The organism is Arthrobacter monumenti, assembly GCF_054511255.1.
Window position 1 is genome coordinate 213,226 of record NZ_JBTNCY010000008.1, and the last position, 16,439, is coordinate 229,664.

The 16,439-nt window shown below is 63.7% G+C and carries 15 protein-coding genes; 9 read left to right on the top strand and 6 right to left on the bottom strand.

Annotated elements, in window-relative coordinates; all coding sequences use genetic code 11:
* Window positions 1-20 precede the first annotated feature (20 nt).
* Window positions 21-797 (bottom strand): IclR family transcriptional regulator, encoded by a 777-nt coding sequence (locus ACX80B_RS14015; protein WP_459297173.1) that lies wholly within the window; start codon window positions 795-797, stop codon window positions 21-23.
* Between the two features lie 94 nt (window positions 798-891).
* Between ACX80B_RS14015 and ACX80B_RS14020 the strand changes: the two genes are divergently transcribed.
* The gene (locus ACX80B_RS14020) at window positions 892-1,146 is read left to right on the top strand and encodes a type II toxin-antitoxin system VapB family antitoxin (RefSeq protein ID WP_459297175.1); all 255 of its coding nucleotides are present in this window, start codon (window positions 892-894) and stop codon (window positions 1,144-1,146) included.
* Entirely contained in the window at window positions 1,143-1,538 is a 396-nt protein-coding gene (locus ACX80B_RS14025) for a type II toxin-antitoxin system VapC family toxin (RefSeq protein ID WP_459297176.1), read from the top strand. Before ACX80B_RS14020 ends, ACX80B_RS14025 begins: the two co-directional genes overlap by 4 nt.
* Window position 1,539: 1 nt before the next feature.
* Here ACX80B_RS14025 and ACX80B_RS14030 read toward each other — a convergent pair whose 3' ends face one another.
* From ACX80B_RS14030 to ACX80B_RS14045, 4 genes are read right to left on the bottom strand one after another with little or no spacing between them, the layout of a single operon-like run.
* Window positions 1,540-2,337, bottom strand: a complete 798-nt coding sequence (locus ACX80B_RS14030) for an ABC transporter permease (RefSeq protein WP_459297178.1) — start codon at window positions 2,335-2,337, stop codon at window positions 1,540-1,542.
* A gap of 11 nt (window positions 2,338-2,348) precedes the next feature.
* Window positions 2,349-3,323, bottom strand: coding sequence for an ABC transporter permease (locus ACX80B_RS14035; protein WP_459297180.1), 975 nt, complete (start codon window positions 3,321-3,323; stop codon window positions 2,349-2,351).
* Window positions 3,320-4,450 (bottom strand): ABC transporter ATP-binding protein, encoded by a 1,131-nt coding sequence (locus ACX80B_RS14040; protein WP_459297182.1) that lies wholly within the window; start codon window positions 4,448-4,450, stop codon window positions 3,320-3,322. The genes ACX80B_RS14035 and ACX80B_RS14040 overlap by 4 nt, the downstream gene beginning before the upstream one ends.
* 32 nt (window positions 4,451-4,482) lie before the next feature.
* On the bottom strand, window positions 4,483-5,700 hold the full coding sequence (locus ACX80B_RS14045) for an ABC transporter substrate-binding protein (RefSeq protein ID WP_459297184.1): 1,218 nt from the start codon (window positions 5,698-5,700) through the stop codon (window positions 4,483-4,485).
* A 188-nt stretch (window positions 5,701-5,888) separates the two neighbouring features.
* On the opposite strand from ACX80B_RS14045, the gene ACX80B_RS14050 reads away from it, so the two are divergent.
* The 7 genes from ACX80B_RS14050 to ACX80B_RS14080 are packed head-to-tail and all read left to right on the top strand — an operon-like array spanning window position 5,889 to window position 15,230.
* A complete protein-coding gene (locus ACX80B_RS14050; protein WP_459297186.1) occupies window positions 5,889-6,356 on the top strand; it encodes an Lrp/AsnC family transcriptional regulator in 468 nt (155 codons plus the stop codon).
* The gene (locus ACX80B_RS14055) at window positions 6,353-7,765 is read left to right on the top strand and encodes an aspartate aminotransferase family protein (RefSeq protein WP_459297188.1); all 1,413 of its coding nucleotides are present in this window, start codon (window positions 6,353-6,355) and stop codon (window positions 7,763-7,765) included. Before ACX80B_RS14050 ends, ACX80B_RS14055 begins: the two co-directional genes overlap by 4 nt.
* A gap of 5 nt (window positions 7,766-7,770) precedes the next feature.
* Window positions 7,771-9,162 (top strand): NAD(P)/FAD-dependent oxidoreductase, encoded by a 1,392-nt coding sequence (locus ACX80B_RS14060; protein ID WP_459297190.1) that lies wholly within the window; start codon window positions 7,771-7,773, stop codon window positions 9,160-9,162.
* 37 nt (window positions 9,163-9,199) lie between these two features.
* Entirely contained in the window at window positions 9,200-10,582 is a 1,383-nt protein-coding gene (locus ACX80B_RS14065) for an aminotransferase class III-fold pyridoxal phosphate-dependent enzyme (RefSeq protein WP_459297192.1), read from the top strand.
* A complete protein-coding gene (locus ACX80B_RS14070) occupies window positions 10,572-12,266 on the top strand; it encodes an amidohydrolase (RefSeq protein ID WP_459297194.1) in 1,695 nt (564 codons plus the stop codon). The genes ACX80B_RS14065 and ACX80B_RS14070 overlap by 11 nt, the downstream gene beginning before the upstream one ends.
* The gene (locus tag ACX80B_RS14075) at window positions 12,263-13,684 is read left to right on the top strand and encodes an NAD(P)/FAD-dependent oxidoreductase (RefSeq protein ID WP_459297196.1); all 1,422 of its coding nucleotides are present in this window, start codon (window positions 12,263-12,265) and stop codon (window positions 13,682-13,684) included. The genes ACX80B_RS14070 and ACX80B_RS14075 overlap by 4 nt, the downstream gene beginning before the upstream one ends.
* 52 nt (window positions 13,685-13,736) lie before the next feature.
* The gene (locus ACX80B_RS14080) at window positions 13,737-15,230 is read left to right on the top strand and encodes a gamma-aminobutyraldehyde dehydrogenase (protein WP_459297198.1); all 1,494 of its coding nucleotides are present in this window, start codon (window positions 13,737-13,739) and stop codon (window positions 15,228-15,230) included.
* Here the strand turns inward: ACX80B_RS14080 and ACX80B_RS14085 are convergent.
* Complete coding sequence (locus tag ACX80B_RS14085) at window positions 15,199-16,401, bottom strand: MFS transporter (RefSeq protein ID WP_459297200.1); 1,203 nt, start codon at window positions 16,399-16,401, stop codon at window positions 15,199-15,201. The genes ACX80B_RS14080 and ACX80B_RS14085 overlap by 32 nt on opposite strands.
* Window positions 16,402-16,439: the final 38 nt, after the last annotated feature.

The following is a 16,439-nucleotide window of genomic DNA, read 5'->3' on the forward strand; positions in this document are numbered from 1 at the left end:
CGTACCAGCCGGGCAACAGATTAATCCCGCTCAGTGGAATGACTGGCCAGACTCTCCGAAATACCGGCAGCGGCCCGGCGCAGCAGCGGCACGAAACGGCGCACGTCTGCGCGGGCGGTGTGCAGGACCAGGCTGATGGCTGCGAACACCCGGTCCCCTGAGTCGGTAATCGGCACTGCAATCGACACATTGCCGAGGGTCATCTCCTGGCTGGTGAGGGCAAAGCCGCTCCGACGTGTCTGCTCAATTTCGGCCCGCAGCTTCGGCGCGGAAATAACGGAATAGGCGGTCGGCCTGGCCAACGCATCGCCCAGGTAATTATCGACAAAGTCATCCGGTTGGAATGCCAGCAGAACCTTTCCGACGCCGGTGGTGTGCAGCGGGAGCCGTCCACCCATCCTGCTGACGGTCGGCACCGAGCGGTGACCGATCAACCGGGCAACGTACAGCGCTTCGGCGCCGGAGAGGACGGCCAGATGGACGTTTTCACCGGCCGCTTCATAGAGCTCCAGCATGTAGGGCAGTGCCGTTTCGCGCGGCCGGAGACTGACATCGGACAGTTCGCCGATTTCCCACAGTCTTGTGCCGACCGAATACCGCTTGCCGCCGTCGTCGTAGTCCAGCAGTCCTTGGAGCTGGAGTTCCTTGAGCATCCGGTGCGCGGTAGTGACCGGAAGTCCGGACAGGGCGGAAATTTCACGCAGGCTCAACCGCGGCTTTTCCTCCGAAAAGCAGCCAAGGATCTGCATCGTCCGGGAGAGCACGGTGGCACCCGGCTGGGAGGTATTGCCTGCCATCGCATCCCCTCTCTGCCTTGACCTACTCCTGCACTTTACAGCGCAGCTAGGGTAGAATAAGAGACGTACAAGGTAGAAAGGGTAGACCTTGAGCTTGAACATAAAGAATGAGCGGGTGCACGCCTTGGCCAAAGACGCTGCACAAAGAACCGGCCGCTCCCAGACGGAGGTGATCGGTCTGGCACTGGAACAATTCATCGCCGGACTTTCCCGCGATGAGCAGACCGAGTCCGAGCGTCGCTACAAAGAAACCATGGAGGTCGCCGCGTTCTGCGCCGCCCGGCTGACAGATGCGGACCGCGGCCTGATCACGGAGGCCCTTTATGACGACGACGGTCTTCCGGCGTGATCGTCGATACGTCGGCTCTGATCGCCATCATTAAGCAGGAGCCTGAAGCCGCGGACATTGCCGCCGCGCTCTCCCGCGCCAATTCCGTGAGCCTATCCGCGGCCAGTTACGTGGAAGCGGGCATCATTGCGGATCGGATGAGCGATCCAGTAATCGCAAGAAAGCTGGACGACTTACTGCGGATTCACGACATGGAAATCGTCGAGGTGACAGCTTCGCAGGCGAACCGGGCACGACAAGCGTACCGGGACTTCGGAAAGGGCGGCGGGCATCCGGCACAGCTAAACTTCGGGGACTGTTTTTCCTACGCCCTGGCCGCGGAACGTCACGAGCCCCTGCTGTTTAAGGGCGACGATTTTGGCCACACGGATCTGACGAGCGCCCTATCCTAACCTAGCGGGCGGCGAGCATCTTCGCGCGCCGGGCGGAGAGGATCTGCACGGCGATGACGATTACCAGCGCTATCAGGAACACGGCTGAGCCGATCACGTTGGCCTGGGCGGGAATGCCACGCGTGGCTGCCACGTAAATGAACTTCGGGAAAGTCTCCACATTGCCGGAGTTGAAGTTCGTGATGATGAAGTCGTCGAAACTGATGGCGAATGACAACAGCGCCGCAGCGACGATACCCGGCAGCAGCAATGGGAAGGTGATGCGCCAGAAGGCCTGGATCGGGGACGCATACAGGTCCGCCGCGGCCTCCTCCATTCTGGAATCGAGACTGGCGACCCTTGCCTTGACCGTCACGACCACAAAGGAGATGCAGAACATGGTGTGCGCAAGAATGATGGTCCCGATGCCGAGGTCCGCGCCCAGGTTCAGGAACTGCGCGAGCAGCGAAGCTCCCAGCACAACTTCCGGCGTCGCCAAGGGCAGGAAAATCAGCATGTTGGCCGTGGCGTTGAATTTGAACCTGTAGCGCACCAGACCAATGGCGATCGCGGTACCGAGGATGGTGGCGAAAACCGTGGCGACGGCGCTGATTTGCAGGCTGTTGGAGAGCGCTTCACAGACGGCTGGAGCGCCGCAGGGGTTTCCCCAGTTATCCAAGGTGAAGCCCTGCCAGGTCAGGTTCGCCCGGCCGCCGTCGTTAAAGGAGTACGCGAAGACGTAGGCAACAGGAACCAGCAGGAACAGGAAGGCGAATCCGCCGAGTACCGGGATCACCCAGCGGCCGATGGCTTGTTTCACGTGCAGCTCCCCTAGATCAGTTCTTTGGTGCCGAAGCGACGCACGTACAAGGTGACCAGCGCCAGAATCGCGAGCATCAGGATGAAGGACAAGGCCGACGCCCCCGGATAGTCGACGACGCGGAAGAACCTGGAGTCGATCACCTGGCCGATCATGGTGGTGTCCTGGTTGTTGCCCAGCAGTGCCGCATTGATGTAGTCGCCCGACGCCGGAATAAAGGTCAGCAGCGTCCCCGCCATTACGCCGGGCATGGACAGCGGCAGGGTCACCCTCCGGAAGGTCGTGAACGCATTGGAGTAAAGGTCGGAACCCGCCTCCAGAAGCCGGGTATCCAGCCTTTCCAGACTGGCGTAGATCGGCAGCGTCATGAACGGAAGAAAGTTGTAGGTCAGGCCGCAGACCACGGCAAAGGCGGTGGCGGTCAGCCGGCCGTCCTCGGGCAATAAGGCCACCGCCTGCAGGGCAGAGACGATAAGACTCTCATCCGCCAGGATCTGCTTCCAGGCCTGTGTGCGCAGGATAAAACTGGTGAAGAACGGCGCAATAATCAGCACCAGCAGGATCCCGCGCAGCAGATTCCGGTGACGCAGCCGGACCGCAACCAGGTACGCCATCGGATAGCCAATCAGCAGGGCAGCGACGGTGGCAATCAGTGCAAAACCGAACGAACGGAGCAATTCCGCCCAGTAATCCTGCAGCACGACCGCATAGTTGCTGAACTGCAGTGCAGGAGCGAACTGCCCGATGTCCGCCCCGGGCGGCTTGGTATAAAGCGAAGTTGCCAGCAGCGAAAAAACCGGCAGCACAAAGAACAGCAACATGAAGATGAAACCGGGCAGGATCAGCCAATATCCCATGTGGCTTTTGCGCTTGTCGGCCGCGACTTCCTCGGGACTGCGGAAGTCCTCCGGTTTGTTGCGCCTTCTGCCGTTCTTGCCCTTGCCGGCGCCGGTTTGCTGCTGGCGCCGGGTGGCCAGCAGACTCATAGCACGGCCGCCTCTTCGACGCCGCTGAGCGCATCTTCCGTGCCGGCCAGCCCAAAGGTATGCGCGGTATCCCAGACCAGGACAACTTCATCGCCGCGCTCGGCCGAGTCCTGTCCGCGGTTCTGGCTGAAGACCCCCAGCGCCCCGATTCCCGGAACATCGACGAGGTATTCCGTGCTGACGCCGGTGAACGACACATCGCTCACACGGCCGCGAAGCTGGTTGGGACCGGGAGCGGCGTCGGACGCGTGCAGGATCTGCAGCTTCTCCGGACGGATTCCCACCAGCACCGGGCCAGCGGTACTGGTGGTGCGGGTTTTATGAACCATAATCCGGTTTCCGCCGGCATTGAGGGCCACAGCATCGCCGAGGTCTTCGGTGATAGTGCCGGCCACAAGGTTCGACTTGCCCAGGAAGTTCGCGACGAAGGGGGTTTTCGGCAGGTCATACAGATCCCGCGGTGCGCCCATCTGTTCAACCCGTCCGGCGTTCATCACCGCAACCGTGTCCGCCATCGTCATGGCTTCCTCCTGGTCGTGGGTCACATGGATGAAGGTGAGTCCCACGCCCATCTGGATCTTCTTCAATTCCGTCTGCATCTGCCGCCGAAGCTTCATATCCAAGGCACCGAGCGGTTCGTCGAGGAGCAGGACAGCCGGATGATTGACGATGGCCCGAGCCAGAGCGACCCGCTGCTGCTGCCCGCCTGACAGCTGGGCAGGCCGCCTTGCCCCAAGATGGCTGAGCTCGACCAGTTCGAGTACGGCTTTCGCCTGCGCCGCGGCATCCTTAACCTTCCGGCGCTTAAGCCCGAACACCACATTGTCGAACACGCTCATATGCGGGAACAAAGCGTAGCTTTGGAAAACCGTATTGACCGGCCGCTCATGGGCGCTGGTCTTGGTGACATCCTGGCCGCCAATACTGATAGTGCCCGACGTCGGCCGCTCCAGCCCCGCCACCATCCGCAACGTCGTGGTCTTCCCGCAGCCGGAGGGGCCGAGCAGCGCGAAGAAGGACCCCGCCGGAACCGTCAGGTCCAGATTGTCGACGGCGACGAAGTCATCGAAGCGCTTGCTGATGGCGTTCAATCGAAGGTCGGCTCCGCGGTCTTCAGAGGTTTCCATGCGGCTGTCGCTTGCTGCGTGCGTCAATACCATCAGTTTCCAATTGCCTTCTGGAATCGGTCGTTGTACTTGGTCTCTTCATCCGCGCTGAGCGTGCGGATGACATGCGCATTGGCCAGATACTCGTCCGTGGGGAAAATCAGCGGGTTGTCGACCAGCGACGGATCGACCTTTTCCATTGCTTCCCTGGCTCCGGCCACCGGTGAGATGTAGTTAACCCAGGCCGCGACGGTGGCCGCATTTTCCGGATCGTAGTAGAAGTTCATCAACTTCTCCGCGTTGGTCTTATGCGGTGATGCCACAGGAACCATCAGATTGTCGGACCAGAGCGTGCCGCCGGCTTCCGGCAGGATGAACTCCCACTTATCGCCCTGCTCGAAGTTGAGCTGGGTGATGTCACCGGACCAGGCGACGACGGCGAGCGCATCTTCGGAGATCAGGTCCTGTTTGTAGGAGTTGCCCTTGACCTGGCGGATCTGCCCGTTGGCAATCTCCCTGCGCAGGTCGTCCAAGGCATTGTCGAATTCGTCGTCGCCCCAGTTTCCGCCGATATCCACGCCGTTTTCCAGCATCATCAGCCCCAAGGTGTCGCGCATTTCGTCGAGGACCTCCACCCGGCCCCTGAGCTCGGGATTCCAGAGATCGGAAACACTCTTCAGGCCACCGGGGATGGCTTTCTTGTTCCAGGCGATGCCGGCAAAACCGGACTGCCAGGTCAGCGAGTGCTTGCGGCCCGGATCGAAGTCCACGTCCTGCAGGTTCGGAAGGAGGTTCTTCGCGTTCGGGATATTGGACCGGTCAAGTTCCTGGGTGTAGCCGAGCCGGATCATCCGGGCAGTCATCCAGTCCGTCAGCGTGACGATGTCCTGCCCAATGTCCTGCCCAGCGGCCAGCTGCCCCTGGACCTTGCCGAAGTATGAGTCGTTGCCGTCGATATCCTCGGAGTAGTTCGCCTGGATTCCGGTCTGCTTGGTGAAGGCGTCGAGCGAAGGATACGTCTGGGCTTCACTGTCATAGTCCAAATACAAGGTCCAGTTGGCCCAGTTGACGATTTTCTCCTCGGCGGACCGGTCGACGACGGCCCCGCCCTCGGCAGAACCCTGGCTGGTTGGAGTACCTCCGGTTCCGCAAGCGGCCAGCAGGCCGGCAAGTGTCAGTCCGCCTGCTCCGGTCAGCACATTCCGGCGGGACATCTGTGCCACGACCAACCGCCGCAGCTGTGGATCTTCCGGTAAGCGTCGTGGCGTCATCGCATTCTCCCCTTATTAAGCCGACAAGTTGTGCCGTAGATAATTCCAGACGTTGGCCCTGCAAACAATAGGTTCCGTAGATAAATTTTCGTTATGCAACGGAATCTGCCTATTGCGCTTCTGATTTACAACGGATTCAATAGCAGGACGGCAACAAAACCGATGAGTCCCACTGAGGAGGTGGACGAATGAATTCTGAAGCGGGCAGCAATGGCTCCGTGGACGACGTGGCCAAAGCCATCATCGAACAATTGCAGGAAGATGGCCGGCGGTCTTACGCCTCGATCGGCAAAGCTGTCGGGCTCTCAGAGGCAGCCGTCCGCCAGCGGGTCCAAAAACTCATCGATCACGGAGTGATGCAGATAGTTGCCGTCACTGATCCGATGCAGCTTGGCTTCTCCCGGCAGGCGATGCTCGGCATCAAAGCCGGCAACGATGTCCTGGCCGTTTCAGACCGGGTGGCGGCCTTGCGGCAGGTCGACTACTGCCTGGTGAGTGCCGGTTCATTCGACATCCTTGCCGAAATCGTCTGCGAAAACGATCAGGATCTCGTCCGCCTGGTCAGCGAAATCCGCGACATTCCCGGTGTGAACAGCACCGAAACGTTCATGTACCTATCGCTGCGCAAGCAGGAATACAACTGGGGGACCAGATGACAATCACCAGCACTGCCCAATCCTTGACCACGCCGACGACACCTGCTGGAACCGACCGGCAGCAGGCCGCACGCGACCACCTCTGGATGCACATGGCCAGGCACTCCAATCTGGCCAACGGCGGCAAAGTGCCCGTGATCAGCCGCGGCGAGGGCCACATGATCTACGACGATCAAGGCAACGGATACATCGACGGACTCTCCGGCCTCTTCGTCGTCCAGGTCGGCCATGGCCGCGATGAGCTGGCGCAGGCCGCCGCGCGCCAGGCCCGGGAACTGGCCTTCATGCCGCTGTGGTCCTACGCCCACCCGGCTGCCATCGACCTTTCCGAGCGATTGGCGCATTATGCGCCCGGTGACCTGAACCGCGTCTTTTTCACCACTGGCGGCGGCGAAGCCGTGGAAACGGCGTGGAAACTGGCCAAGCAGTACTTCAAGCTCACGGGGAAGCCGGACAAAACCAAGGTGATCTCCCGGGCCGTCGCCTACCACGGCACACCACAGGGCGCGCTGTCCATCACCGGCATTCCCGACATGAAGGCTCCCTTCGAGCCGCTGGTGCCGGGCGCCTTCCGGGTTCCGAACACCAACCAGTACCGCGCTCCGGCAGGCCTGGAGGATCCGGAAGCGTTCGGCCGCTGGGCCGCGGACCGGATCGGCGAGGCCATCGAATTCGAGGGCCCGGACACGGTGGCGGCGGTGTTCCTGGAGCCGGTGCAGAATTCCGGCGGCTGCTTCCCGCCCCCGCCCGGGTACTTCAAGCGGGTACGCGAGATCTGCGACGAGTACGACGTCCTGCTGGTCTCCGATGAAGTTATCTGCGCCTTCGGCCGGATTGGGTCGATGTTCGCCAGCACCGACTTCGACTACGTGCCGGACATGATCACCTGCGCGAAGGGCATGACCAGCGGCTACTCCCCCATTGGCGCCATGATTGCCTCCGACCGGCTCTTCGAGCCCTTCAAACACGGCGACACCACCTTCTACCACGGCTACACTTTCGGCGGGCACCCGGTCTCTGCCGCCGTCGCCATGGCAAACCTGGATATTTTCGAACGTGAAGGCCTGAACGACAACGTCAAGCAGAATGCTCCGGCCTTCCGCGCGACACTCGAAAAGCTGCTGGACCTGCCGATCGTCGGCGATGTGCGCGGCGAAGGCTACTTCTATGGCATCGAGCTGGTGAAGGACAAGGCGACCAAGGAAACCTTTAACGACGACGAGTCCGAGCACCTGCTCCGCGGGTACCTCTCCAATGCACTCTTCGAGGCGGGGCTGTACTGCCGCGCCGATGACCGCGGCGACCCTGTCGTCCAGCTCGCGCCACCGCTGACAATCGGACAGCCCGAATTCGACCGGATTGAGCAAATCCTCCGCTCGGTGCTGGTGGAGGGCCTGAACCACCTCTGATGCAGATGGACGCCGGAACACAGCAAACCACCAACGGGCAGGTCTCCTTTTGGTATGCCGGGCAGGGGCTTCCCGAACCCCGCCCGGCCCTCGACGGAGACATCAGTGCCGACGTCGTTATTGTTGGTGCCGGGTATACGGGGCTGTGGACTGCTTACTACCTGAAAAAGGCACAGCCGCGGCTGCGGGTCGTGGTGCTGGAGAGCCGGTTTGCCGGGTTCGGGGCCTCCGGCCGTAACGGCGGCTGGCTCACGAACAGCATTACCGGCGGCCGCGGACAGTATGTAAAAGATCATGGCCGGGACCTCGTGGGCCGGTTCCAGACATTGCTGAACGAGACCGTTGACGAAGTCATCGCGGTGGCGGAAACCGAAGGGATCGACGCGGGCATCGCCAAGGGCGGCGAGCTGAACGTGGCGCGCAACCCGGCACAGCTGCGGCGGCTGCAGAAGTCGGCTGATGAGGAAGAGGAATGGCCCGAGGCCGGCACCACGCTGTTGTCCGCGGCGGAAAGCCGGGCGCGGGTTAATGTCGCCGGAACGCTGGGAGGCATCCATCACCCGCATTGCGCCAGGATCCATCCGGCCAGGCTCGTCCGCGGACTGGCGGCGGCCGTGGAGCAGGCCGGTGTGCGGATCTATGAGGACACCGCCGTCACCGAAATCACGACCGGACGGGTGCTGACGGAGCGCGGCGATGTGAGCGCCGCCTACGTCGTGCGGGCGACGGAAGGGTTTACGGCCAACCTCAAAGGCTCACACCGCGAATGGCTGCCGATGAATTCCTCGATGATCGTCACCGAACCGCTCAGCGACGGTGTGTGGTCGGAGATCGGCTGGGCGCAGTTCGATACGGTGTCGGATATGGCCCATGCCTACATGTATGCCCAGCGGACCTCCGATAACCGGATTGCCCTGGGCGGCCGCGGCGTGCCGTACCGGTACGGGTCCAGGACAGATACCGATGGCGCCACTCAACCGGAAACGATCGCGCAACTGACCGGAATCCTGCGGGGTATGTTCCCTGCCGCCGCGGGTGCCCAGATCGATCATGCCTGGTCGGGGGTGCTGGGCGTTCCCCGGGACTGGAAAGCAACGGTCGGACTGGACCGGAAATCCGGCATTGGCTGGGCCGGAGGCTATGTCGGAACCGGGGTGGCGGCGTCGAATCTGGCCGGCAGAACACTCCGTGACCTCATCCTGCATCCCGGCAGCGAGCTCACCGCGATGCCCTGGGTGAACCGCAGGGTACGGCAGTGGGAACCAGAACCGTTGCGTTGGATCGCCGTCAAGTCGCTCTACCGGGCGTATGCTGCCGCAGACAAGGCCGAAAGCACCGGACGCAAGACCACCTCCCCCCTCGCCACAGCGGCGGATCTGGTCTCGGGCCGGCGTTGATGAAACACAGGAAAGTCCAGTCACAGAGGAGAAGTTCATGACAGTTGCCTCCAGCATCCGGATATCCGACGACGAACTCGCCGCCGGACGGCGCGCTTACGAGCTGGACCGGAAGCATGTGTTCCACTCGTGGTCCGCACAGGCCCAGATCAAGCCGATGACCATTACCCGTGCCGAGGGGTCCTATGTCTGGGACGGTGAGGGAAACCGGCTGCTGGACTTCTCCTCGCAGCTGGTCAATACCAATATCGGGCATCAGCACCCTAAAGTGGTTGAAGCCATCCGGGAGCAGGCGCTGAAACTCTGCACCGTTGCTCCGCAGCACGTGAATGACGCGCGTTCCGAAGCAGCGCGACTGATCGCGGAGCTGACGCCGGGGGATCTGGACCGGATTTTCTTCACGAATGCCGGTGCCGAAGCCGTCGAGCACGCCATCCGGATGGCCCGGCTGCACACCGGAAAGTACAAGGTGCTGTCCGCCTACCGCTCCTACCATGGCGGCACCTCCCTGGCCATCAACATCACCGGCGACCCGCGCCGGATCCCGAACGACTACGGCAACGCCGGCACCGTCCACTTCTTTCCGCCGTACCTGTACCGCACCGCCTTCCACGCCAGCACCGAAGAAGAGGAATGCCAGCGGGCACTGGAGCACCTGGAGCAGCTGATCCAGTACGAGGGAAGTCCCAGCTTCGCGGCGCTGATCCTGGAGTCCATCCCCGGCACCGCCGGCATTATGATTCCGCCGCCCGGTTATGTGAAAGGCGTCCGCGAGCTCGCCACGAAGTATGGCATCGTCCTGATCGCCGACGAGGTGATGGCCGGCTTCGGCCGCTCCGGTAAGTGGTTCGCCATTGAACATTTCGACGTCGTCCCGGACCTGCTGACCTTCGCCAAGGGGGTCAACTCCGGCTATGTCCCACTCGGCGGTGTGGCCATCTCCGCCGAAATCGCGGCAACCTTTGACAACCGCCCCTATCCGGGCGGTCTCACCTACTCCGGCCACCCACTGGCGACGGCGGCGGCCGTGGCCACGATCAACGCGATGCGTGACGAGGACATGATCGGCCACGCCGCCATGCTGGGCAGGGAGGTGTTCGGTCCGCGGTTGGAAGCCATCGCCGCGCGGCACCCTGCTGTTGGGGAAGTGCGTGGCACCGGAGCGTTCTGGGCTGTCGAGTTGGTCAAGAACCCGCAGACCCGGGAGCCACTTGCCCCTTATGGCGGTTCGAGTCCGGAGATGAACGAACTGGTGGCAGCGTGCAAGTCCCGCGGTCTGCTTCCGTTCGCCAACTTCAACCGCATCCATGTGGTCCCGCCGCTGAACATCACCGTCGAAGATGCCAACGCCGGGCTGGACATCCTGGATGAGGCGTTGACGACGGCGGATGCCCATGTGGAAGGCAACCATGACCGGTGACTGGGTCTTCCACTCCGGACGCATCTTCGACGGAAAGCAACTGCACCCTACGGCGACGGCCGTTGCCGTGCGCGCGGGCAGGATCATCGCCGTCGGAACTGACGACGACGTGCGGGCGGCGGCGGGGACGACCGCAGAGGCCGTCAACCTGGATGGCCGGCTGCTGTCTCCCGGCTTTACCGACGCCCACGTGCACACCGTGATGGCGGGCATCGAACGCCTGGGCTGCGACCTGTCCGAGACCAGCGGCGCTTCCGCCCTCGCCGCGAAGGTGCGCGATTACGCGGCCGGCACCGGCCGGGAGTGGATTACCGGCGGCGGCTGGTACATGCAGGATTTCCCCGGCGGCACTCCCACCAAAGATTTGCTCGATGAAGTCGTGCCGGACCGGCCGGTGTACCTGGTCAACCGCGACCATCACGGCGCCTGGGTCAACTCCGTCGCGCTGCGGATGGCAGGGATCGACGCCGGCACACCGGATCCAGCCGACGGACGGATAGAGCGCGACGAAAAGGGCAACCCGACCGGCACGCTGCAAGAGGGCGCAATGGACCTGGTCAACCGGCTGATTCCCGCCCTGACTCAAGCGGAGATGGAAGAAGGCCTGCTGGAGGGACAGCAATATCTGCAGGGCCTTGGCGTGACGGGATGGCAGGAGGCCATCCTGGGTGACTATGCCGGGTACAGCGACGCCAGCGCGAGCTACCGCAGGCTGCTGGAAAGCGGCCAACTGACCGGCCGGGCCACCGGTTCCCTGTGGGTTCCGCGGAGCACCAGCATGGAGAATATTGCCGAATTGGTGGAAAACTTCCGCGAACGGCGGCGGATCAATGCGGCGGCCGGCTTCCCCACCGTGAGCGCAAAGATCATGGTCGACGGCGTCCCGGAGAACCAGACAGCGGCGATGCTCGAGCCGTATCTGCGGCCCTGCTCCTGCGACAAAATGGCCACCGGTCCGGCACCCGGCCAGGGTCTGAGCTATCTGCCGAAGGACGTTCTGCTGCAGGTGTCGACGGCCCTCGATGCCGCCGGTTTCGACCTCCACATGCACGTGATTGGCGACCGCGCCGTCCGCGACGGCCTTGACGCCGTCGAACATGCCCGCCGTTGCAATGGCCGCGGCTGGGGCAGCAGCGGCAGACGCCACCACATGGCGCACATCCAGATCGTCCATCCATCCGATGTGCCGCGGTTCGCAGCCCTCGACGTGACCGCGAACGCGCAGGCATTGTGGGCCTGCAATGACCAGCAAATGACGGACTTGACCGTTCCGATCCTGGGCCAGGAAAGGTCGGGTTGGCAGTATCCGTTCCGCTCGCTGGTCTCCTCCGGGGCAGCATTGGCGATGGGTTCAGATTGGCCGGTTTCGACGCCGGATCCCTGGCAGGCCATCCATGTCGCCGTCAATCGCCGCGAGCCGGATGCGCCGGACGCCGAGCCGCTGGTTCCTGCAGAAGCGCTTTCGCTGCAGACCGCCCTGGCCGCCTACACCTCCGGTTCCGCCTGGCTGAACCGGCAGGAAGAAGCGGGCCGGATTGAACCGGGAATGCTCGCGGACATTGCCGTGATGAGTACGGACCCGTTCGAATTGGACGCGGCCGAACTGCACACGGTGGGAACCGACCTCACGATGGTGGGCGGTCAGGTTGTCCATGACCGGCTTGGACAAAGGATCAACGCATGACCAGCTACGACGACGCCGAGAGGTCCGTCCCGCGTGCCGCCGTCGCTGCCGCTTTGGCGAACGCTTCGACGGAACCGGCCTGGCTCGACGATCCTGCCCGCCCTGAGTCGCTTCCCGCGCTTGCCGCCGAAACCGATACCGACCTCGCCGTCGTCGGTGGCGGCTACACCGGACTGTGGACGGCTCTGCTCGCGAAGGAACGCGACCCGGACCGGCGGGTGGTGCTGCTGGAAGGGGCGCGGATCGGCTGGGCAGCCACCGGCCGGAACGGCGGCTTCTGCTCAGCCAGCCTGACCCACGGGGACGCCAATGGCGAAGCGCACCTGCCCGGCGAAGCTGCCCTGCTGCGCCGGCTCGGACTGGAGAACCTGCAGGAAATCGCGAACACCATCGACAATTACGGGATCGACTGCAGTTTCGAGTGGACCGGCTCGCTCGACGTCGCCACCGAGGAGCACCAGGTCGAGTGGCTGCAGGCCGAAGACGGCAAGGACCCGGATATCGTCTTCCTCGACCGTGAGGCGCTCCGGAAGGAGGTCCAGTCCCCGCTCTACCTGGCCGGATTGTGGGACAAGAAGGGCACTGCCATGCTCAACCCGGCCGCCCTCGCCTGGGGACTGCAGCGCGCGTGCCTGGAAGCCGGCGTCCAAATTTACGAACATACTCCGGTCCGGAAGATCACTTCGACCGCGCACTCGGTGCTGCTGGAAACCGACGGCGGCAGGGTCAACGCCTCCCGGGTCGCCCTGGCCACCAACGCGTTCCCGTCCCTGCTCAAACGCACCCGGCTGCACACGGTGCCGGTCTACGACTACGTGCTGATGACGGAGCCGCTCACTGCCGGACAACTGCAGTCCATCGGCTGGCACAACCGGCAAGGCTTGTCCGACCTGAACAACCGGTTCCACTACTACCGGCTGACCGACGATAACCGCATCCTGTTCGGCGGCTACGACGCCGTCTACCACTACGGGCGGAAGATGCGTCACGGCTATGAGCAGCGCGCGGAAACCTTCGCCAAGCTGGCGGCGCATTTCTTCGCCACCTTCCCCCAACTGGACGGCGTGCAGTTCACGCATACCTGGGGCGGCGCGATCGACACCTGCAGCAGGTTCTTCTCCTTCTTCAGCACCGCGCACGACGGCCGGGTCGCCTACTGCGCGGGCTACACGGGCCTCGGCGTCGGTGCCACCCGGTTCGGCGCCAATGTGATGCTGGATCTGCTGGGCGGCACGCCCACCGAGCGCACGAACCTCCAAATGGTGCGCAAACGCCCGCTGCCCTTCCCACCCGAGCCACTGGCGTGGCTGGGCATCAAGATCACCACCGCCGCCCTGATCCGGGCAGACCGGAACCGCGGCCGGCGCGGTCCCTGGCTGAAGCTGTTGGACCGGCTCGGGATGGGCTTCGATTCCTGACGCTTGCTGCACCTCAACCCTTATGACGACGACGGAAGTGACGGAGTTCGACATGCATCTGTTCATTGATGGCCAGTACCGCGAAGGCCGCGGCGAGGAAGCCAAACGGATTAATCCGGCCACCGGCGAAGTTGCCGAGACGCTGCGCTACGCCAGTGCGGACGACGTCGACATGGCCGTTGCCTCCGCCAGGCGCGCCTTCACTCCGTGGTCCCGGATGACGCCGGGTGAACGCTCCGATGCGCTGCTCAAGCTGGCGGCCGAGCTGGACCGGCGTGCCGCCGATCTCGCCGCCGTCGAAACCGCGCAGACCGGAAAATCCATCCGCATGTCGACCGAATTCGACGTTCCGGGAACCATCGACAACGCGTCCTTCTTCGCCGGTGCAGCGCGCCAGCTCCAAGGGCTTGCCGCGGGCGAGTACCTTGCCGGGCAGACGTCGATGATCCGCCGCGAACCCATCGGCGTCGTCGGCTCCATCTCGCCGTGGAACTATCCCTTCCAAATGGCCGGCTGGAAGATCCTTCCCGCCATCGCGGCCGGCAACACCATTGTCCTCAAACCCTCCGAACTCACGCCTGGCACGTCGCTGATGTTCGCGGAAGCGGCAGCGGCGGCAGGCATACCCGACGGCGTCATCAACATTGTCACCGGCGCGGGCAGGACCGCCGGCGAGCATCTGGTGCGGCACCCCGACGTCGTCATGACCTCGTTCACCGGCTCCACCGCAGTTGGCCGCCGCATCATGGAAATGGCCAGCGCGACCACCAAGCGCGTCCATCTCGAGCTCGGCGGCAAGGCGCCCTACGTGGTGTTCGACGACGCCGACGTCGAGGCAGCGGCGCATGGCGCGGTAGCCGGTTCCATCATCAATGGCGGTCAGGACTGTACAGCTGCGACCCGCGCGTATGTCCAGCGTCCGCTGTTCGAGGCCTTTACCCAGCGGGTCGCGGAACTCATGGCCGGGGTGACGGTCGGCGACCCAACCCTCGGATCAACCGATCTGGGCTCCCTGATCAGCCACCAGCACCGCGGCAAGGTTGCCGGATTCGTCGAACGTGCCCGGGCTTCCGGGGCGCAGATCCTGGCCGGCGGGAAGGCACCAGGCGGTGAACTGGCCGCCGGCGCGTTCTACGAACCGACCCTGGTGGTGGACGTGGCCCAGGATTCGGAGATCGTCCAGGAAGAGGTCTTCGGCCCCGTGCTCACCGCGTTGCCATTCGATTCCGACGACGACGGCCTGCGGTTGGCCAATGACACCCAGTACGGTCTCGCCGCCTCGGCCTGGACCAACGACCTGGCCCGTTCGCTGCGCGCCAGCGAGGAAATCCAGGCCGGCTGCGTGTGGATCAACGACCACATTCCGGTCGTCTCGGAGATGCCGCACGGAGGTTACAAGGCGTCGGGGTTCGGCAAGGACATGTCGGCCTACTCGCTGGAGGAATACACCAACGTCAAGCACGTCATGATGAGCCGGGACAAGACAGCGCACAAGGAATGGCAGGGCACGGTGTTCAAGACCCCGCGCGCCTCCTCCGGGCGGTGAGCGAGAGCAGTCCGCAGACCAGATAGGAGCCGAGCACGAAGGTCCAGCCGGCCTGGAAACCGCCGAATGACTCAAGGAGCAACCCCATAATCAGCGGTCCCAGTCCGAACCCGACATACATACCGAGCGACACCGCACCTGAGGCGGCGCCTGCCCGTTCCCGCGGGACCTCCGCCATCACCCCGGCCATGACGACGACGTTGACCGCCAGAGCGGTGGCTCCGTGCAGGAAGGTTCCGGCCCACAACATCCACTGTTGCTGTGCCGGCGCGGACAACAGCAACAGCAGCGCGCCAGCCGCCGCCCCCGAGGCCAGGATCAGCAGCAGCGAGAAACCATTGCGGTTCCCGGCCATCGCCCTGCCCCAGAACACGCGTGAGCCGATGCCCACCACGCCGGCGAGCGCCGCCGTCAGGCCGGCCAGGACGAGTGAGAAGCCCAATTCGCGCTGCGAAAAGAGCGGCAGATAGACGTTGGTCGCCTGGATCCCGGCACCGGTCGCGAAAGCCGCTGCGGCGTACGCCCAGACAACGGCAGGCAACCGTCCGGGCTTCGCCTTTGGCGGAGCTGCTGCGGCACTTTGGCGGGCTGGCCGCCGTCGTACCTGCCCTGATTCTGCGGGAGCACGGCTCCAGCCGAGGACACCCAACCCAATCACCACGACGGCGGCGGCCGCTGCCGCTCCCTGCCAGCCGATAAACACCGCCAGTGCGGGAAAGAATATCCCGGCGAACAGCTGGGCACCTTGCACGCCCGACTGCTTCACACCGAGCCAACCCGGCCGTTTGTGGGGTGGATCCAGGTGCATGATGACCCGGTTCGTGCCCGGATTCGCCATCGCCTGGGCGCCGCCCGAGATTGCCATGGCCAGAATCAGCAGGAAGTAGCTGTGCGCGAGTGCCGCCACCACCATCGAGGCGGCGGCACCACCGAAAATGATCAGCAACACCGTCCGTTCGGACACGCGGTCGGCGAGCCGGCCCAGCCACAGTGCCGTCAGGCTCGCGGTAAAGAAGGTCACCGTCGCCAACAGCCCGAACTGGGCTTCGCTGATGCCAAGTTCGTCAATGACCAAAGAGCTGGTGGTGCTCAATCCATAACTCAGAAGCGGGCCGACGCCAACGGCACACCACAGTATGAAGAGCAGGCCGGCAGGCGGCTTGGTGGACAATCTTCGCTCCTACAACCGGCATGGACAGGCCCGGAGGA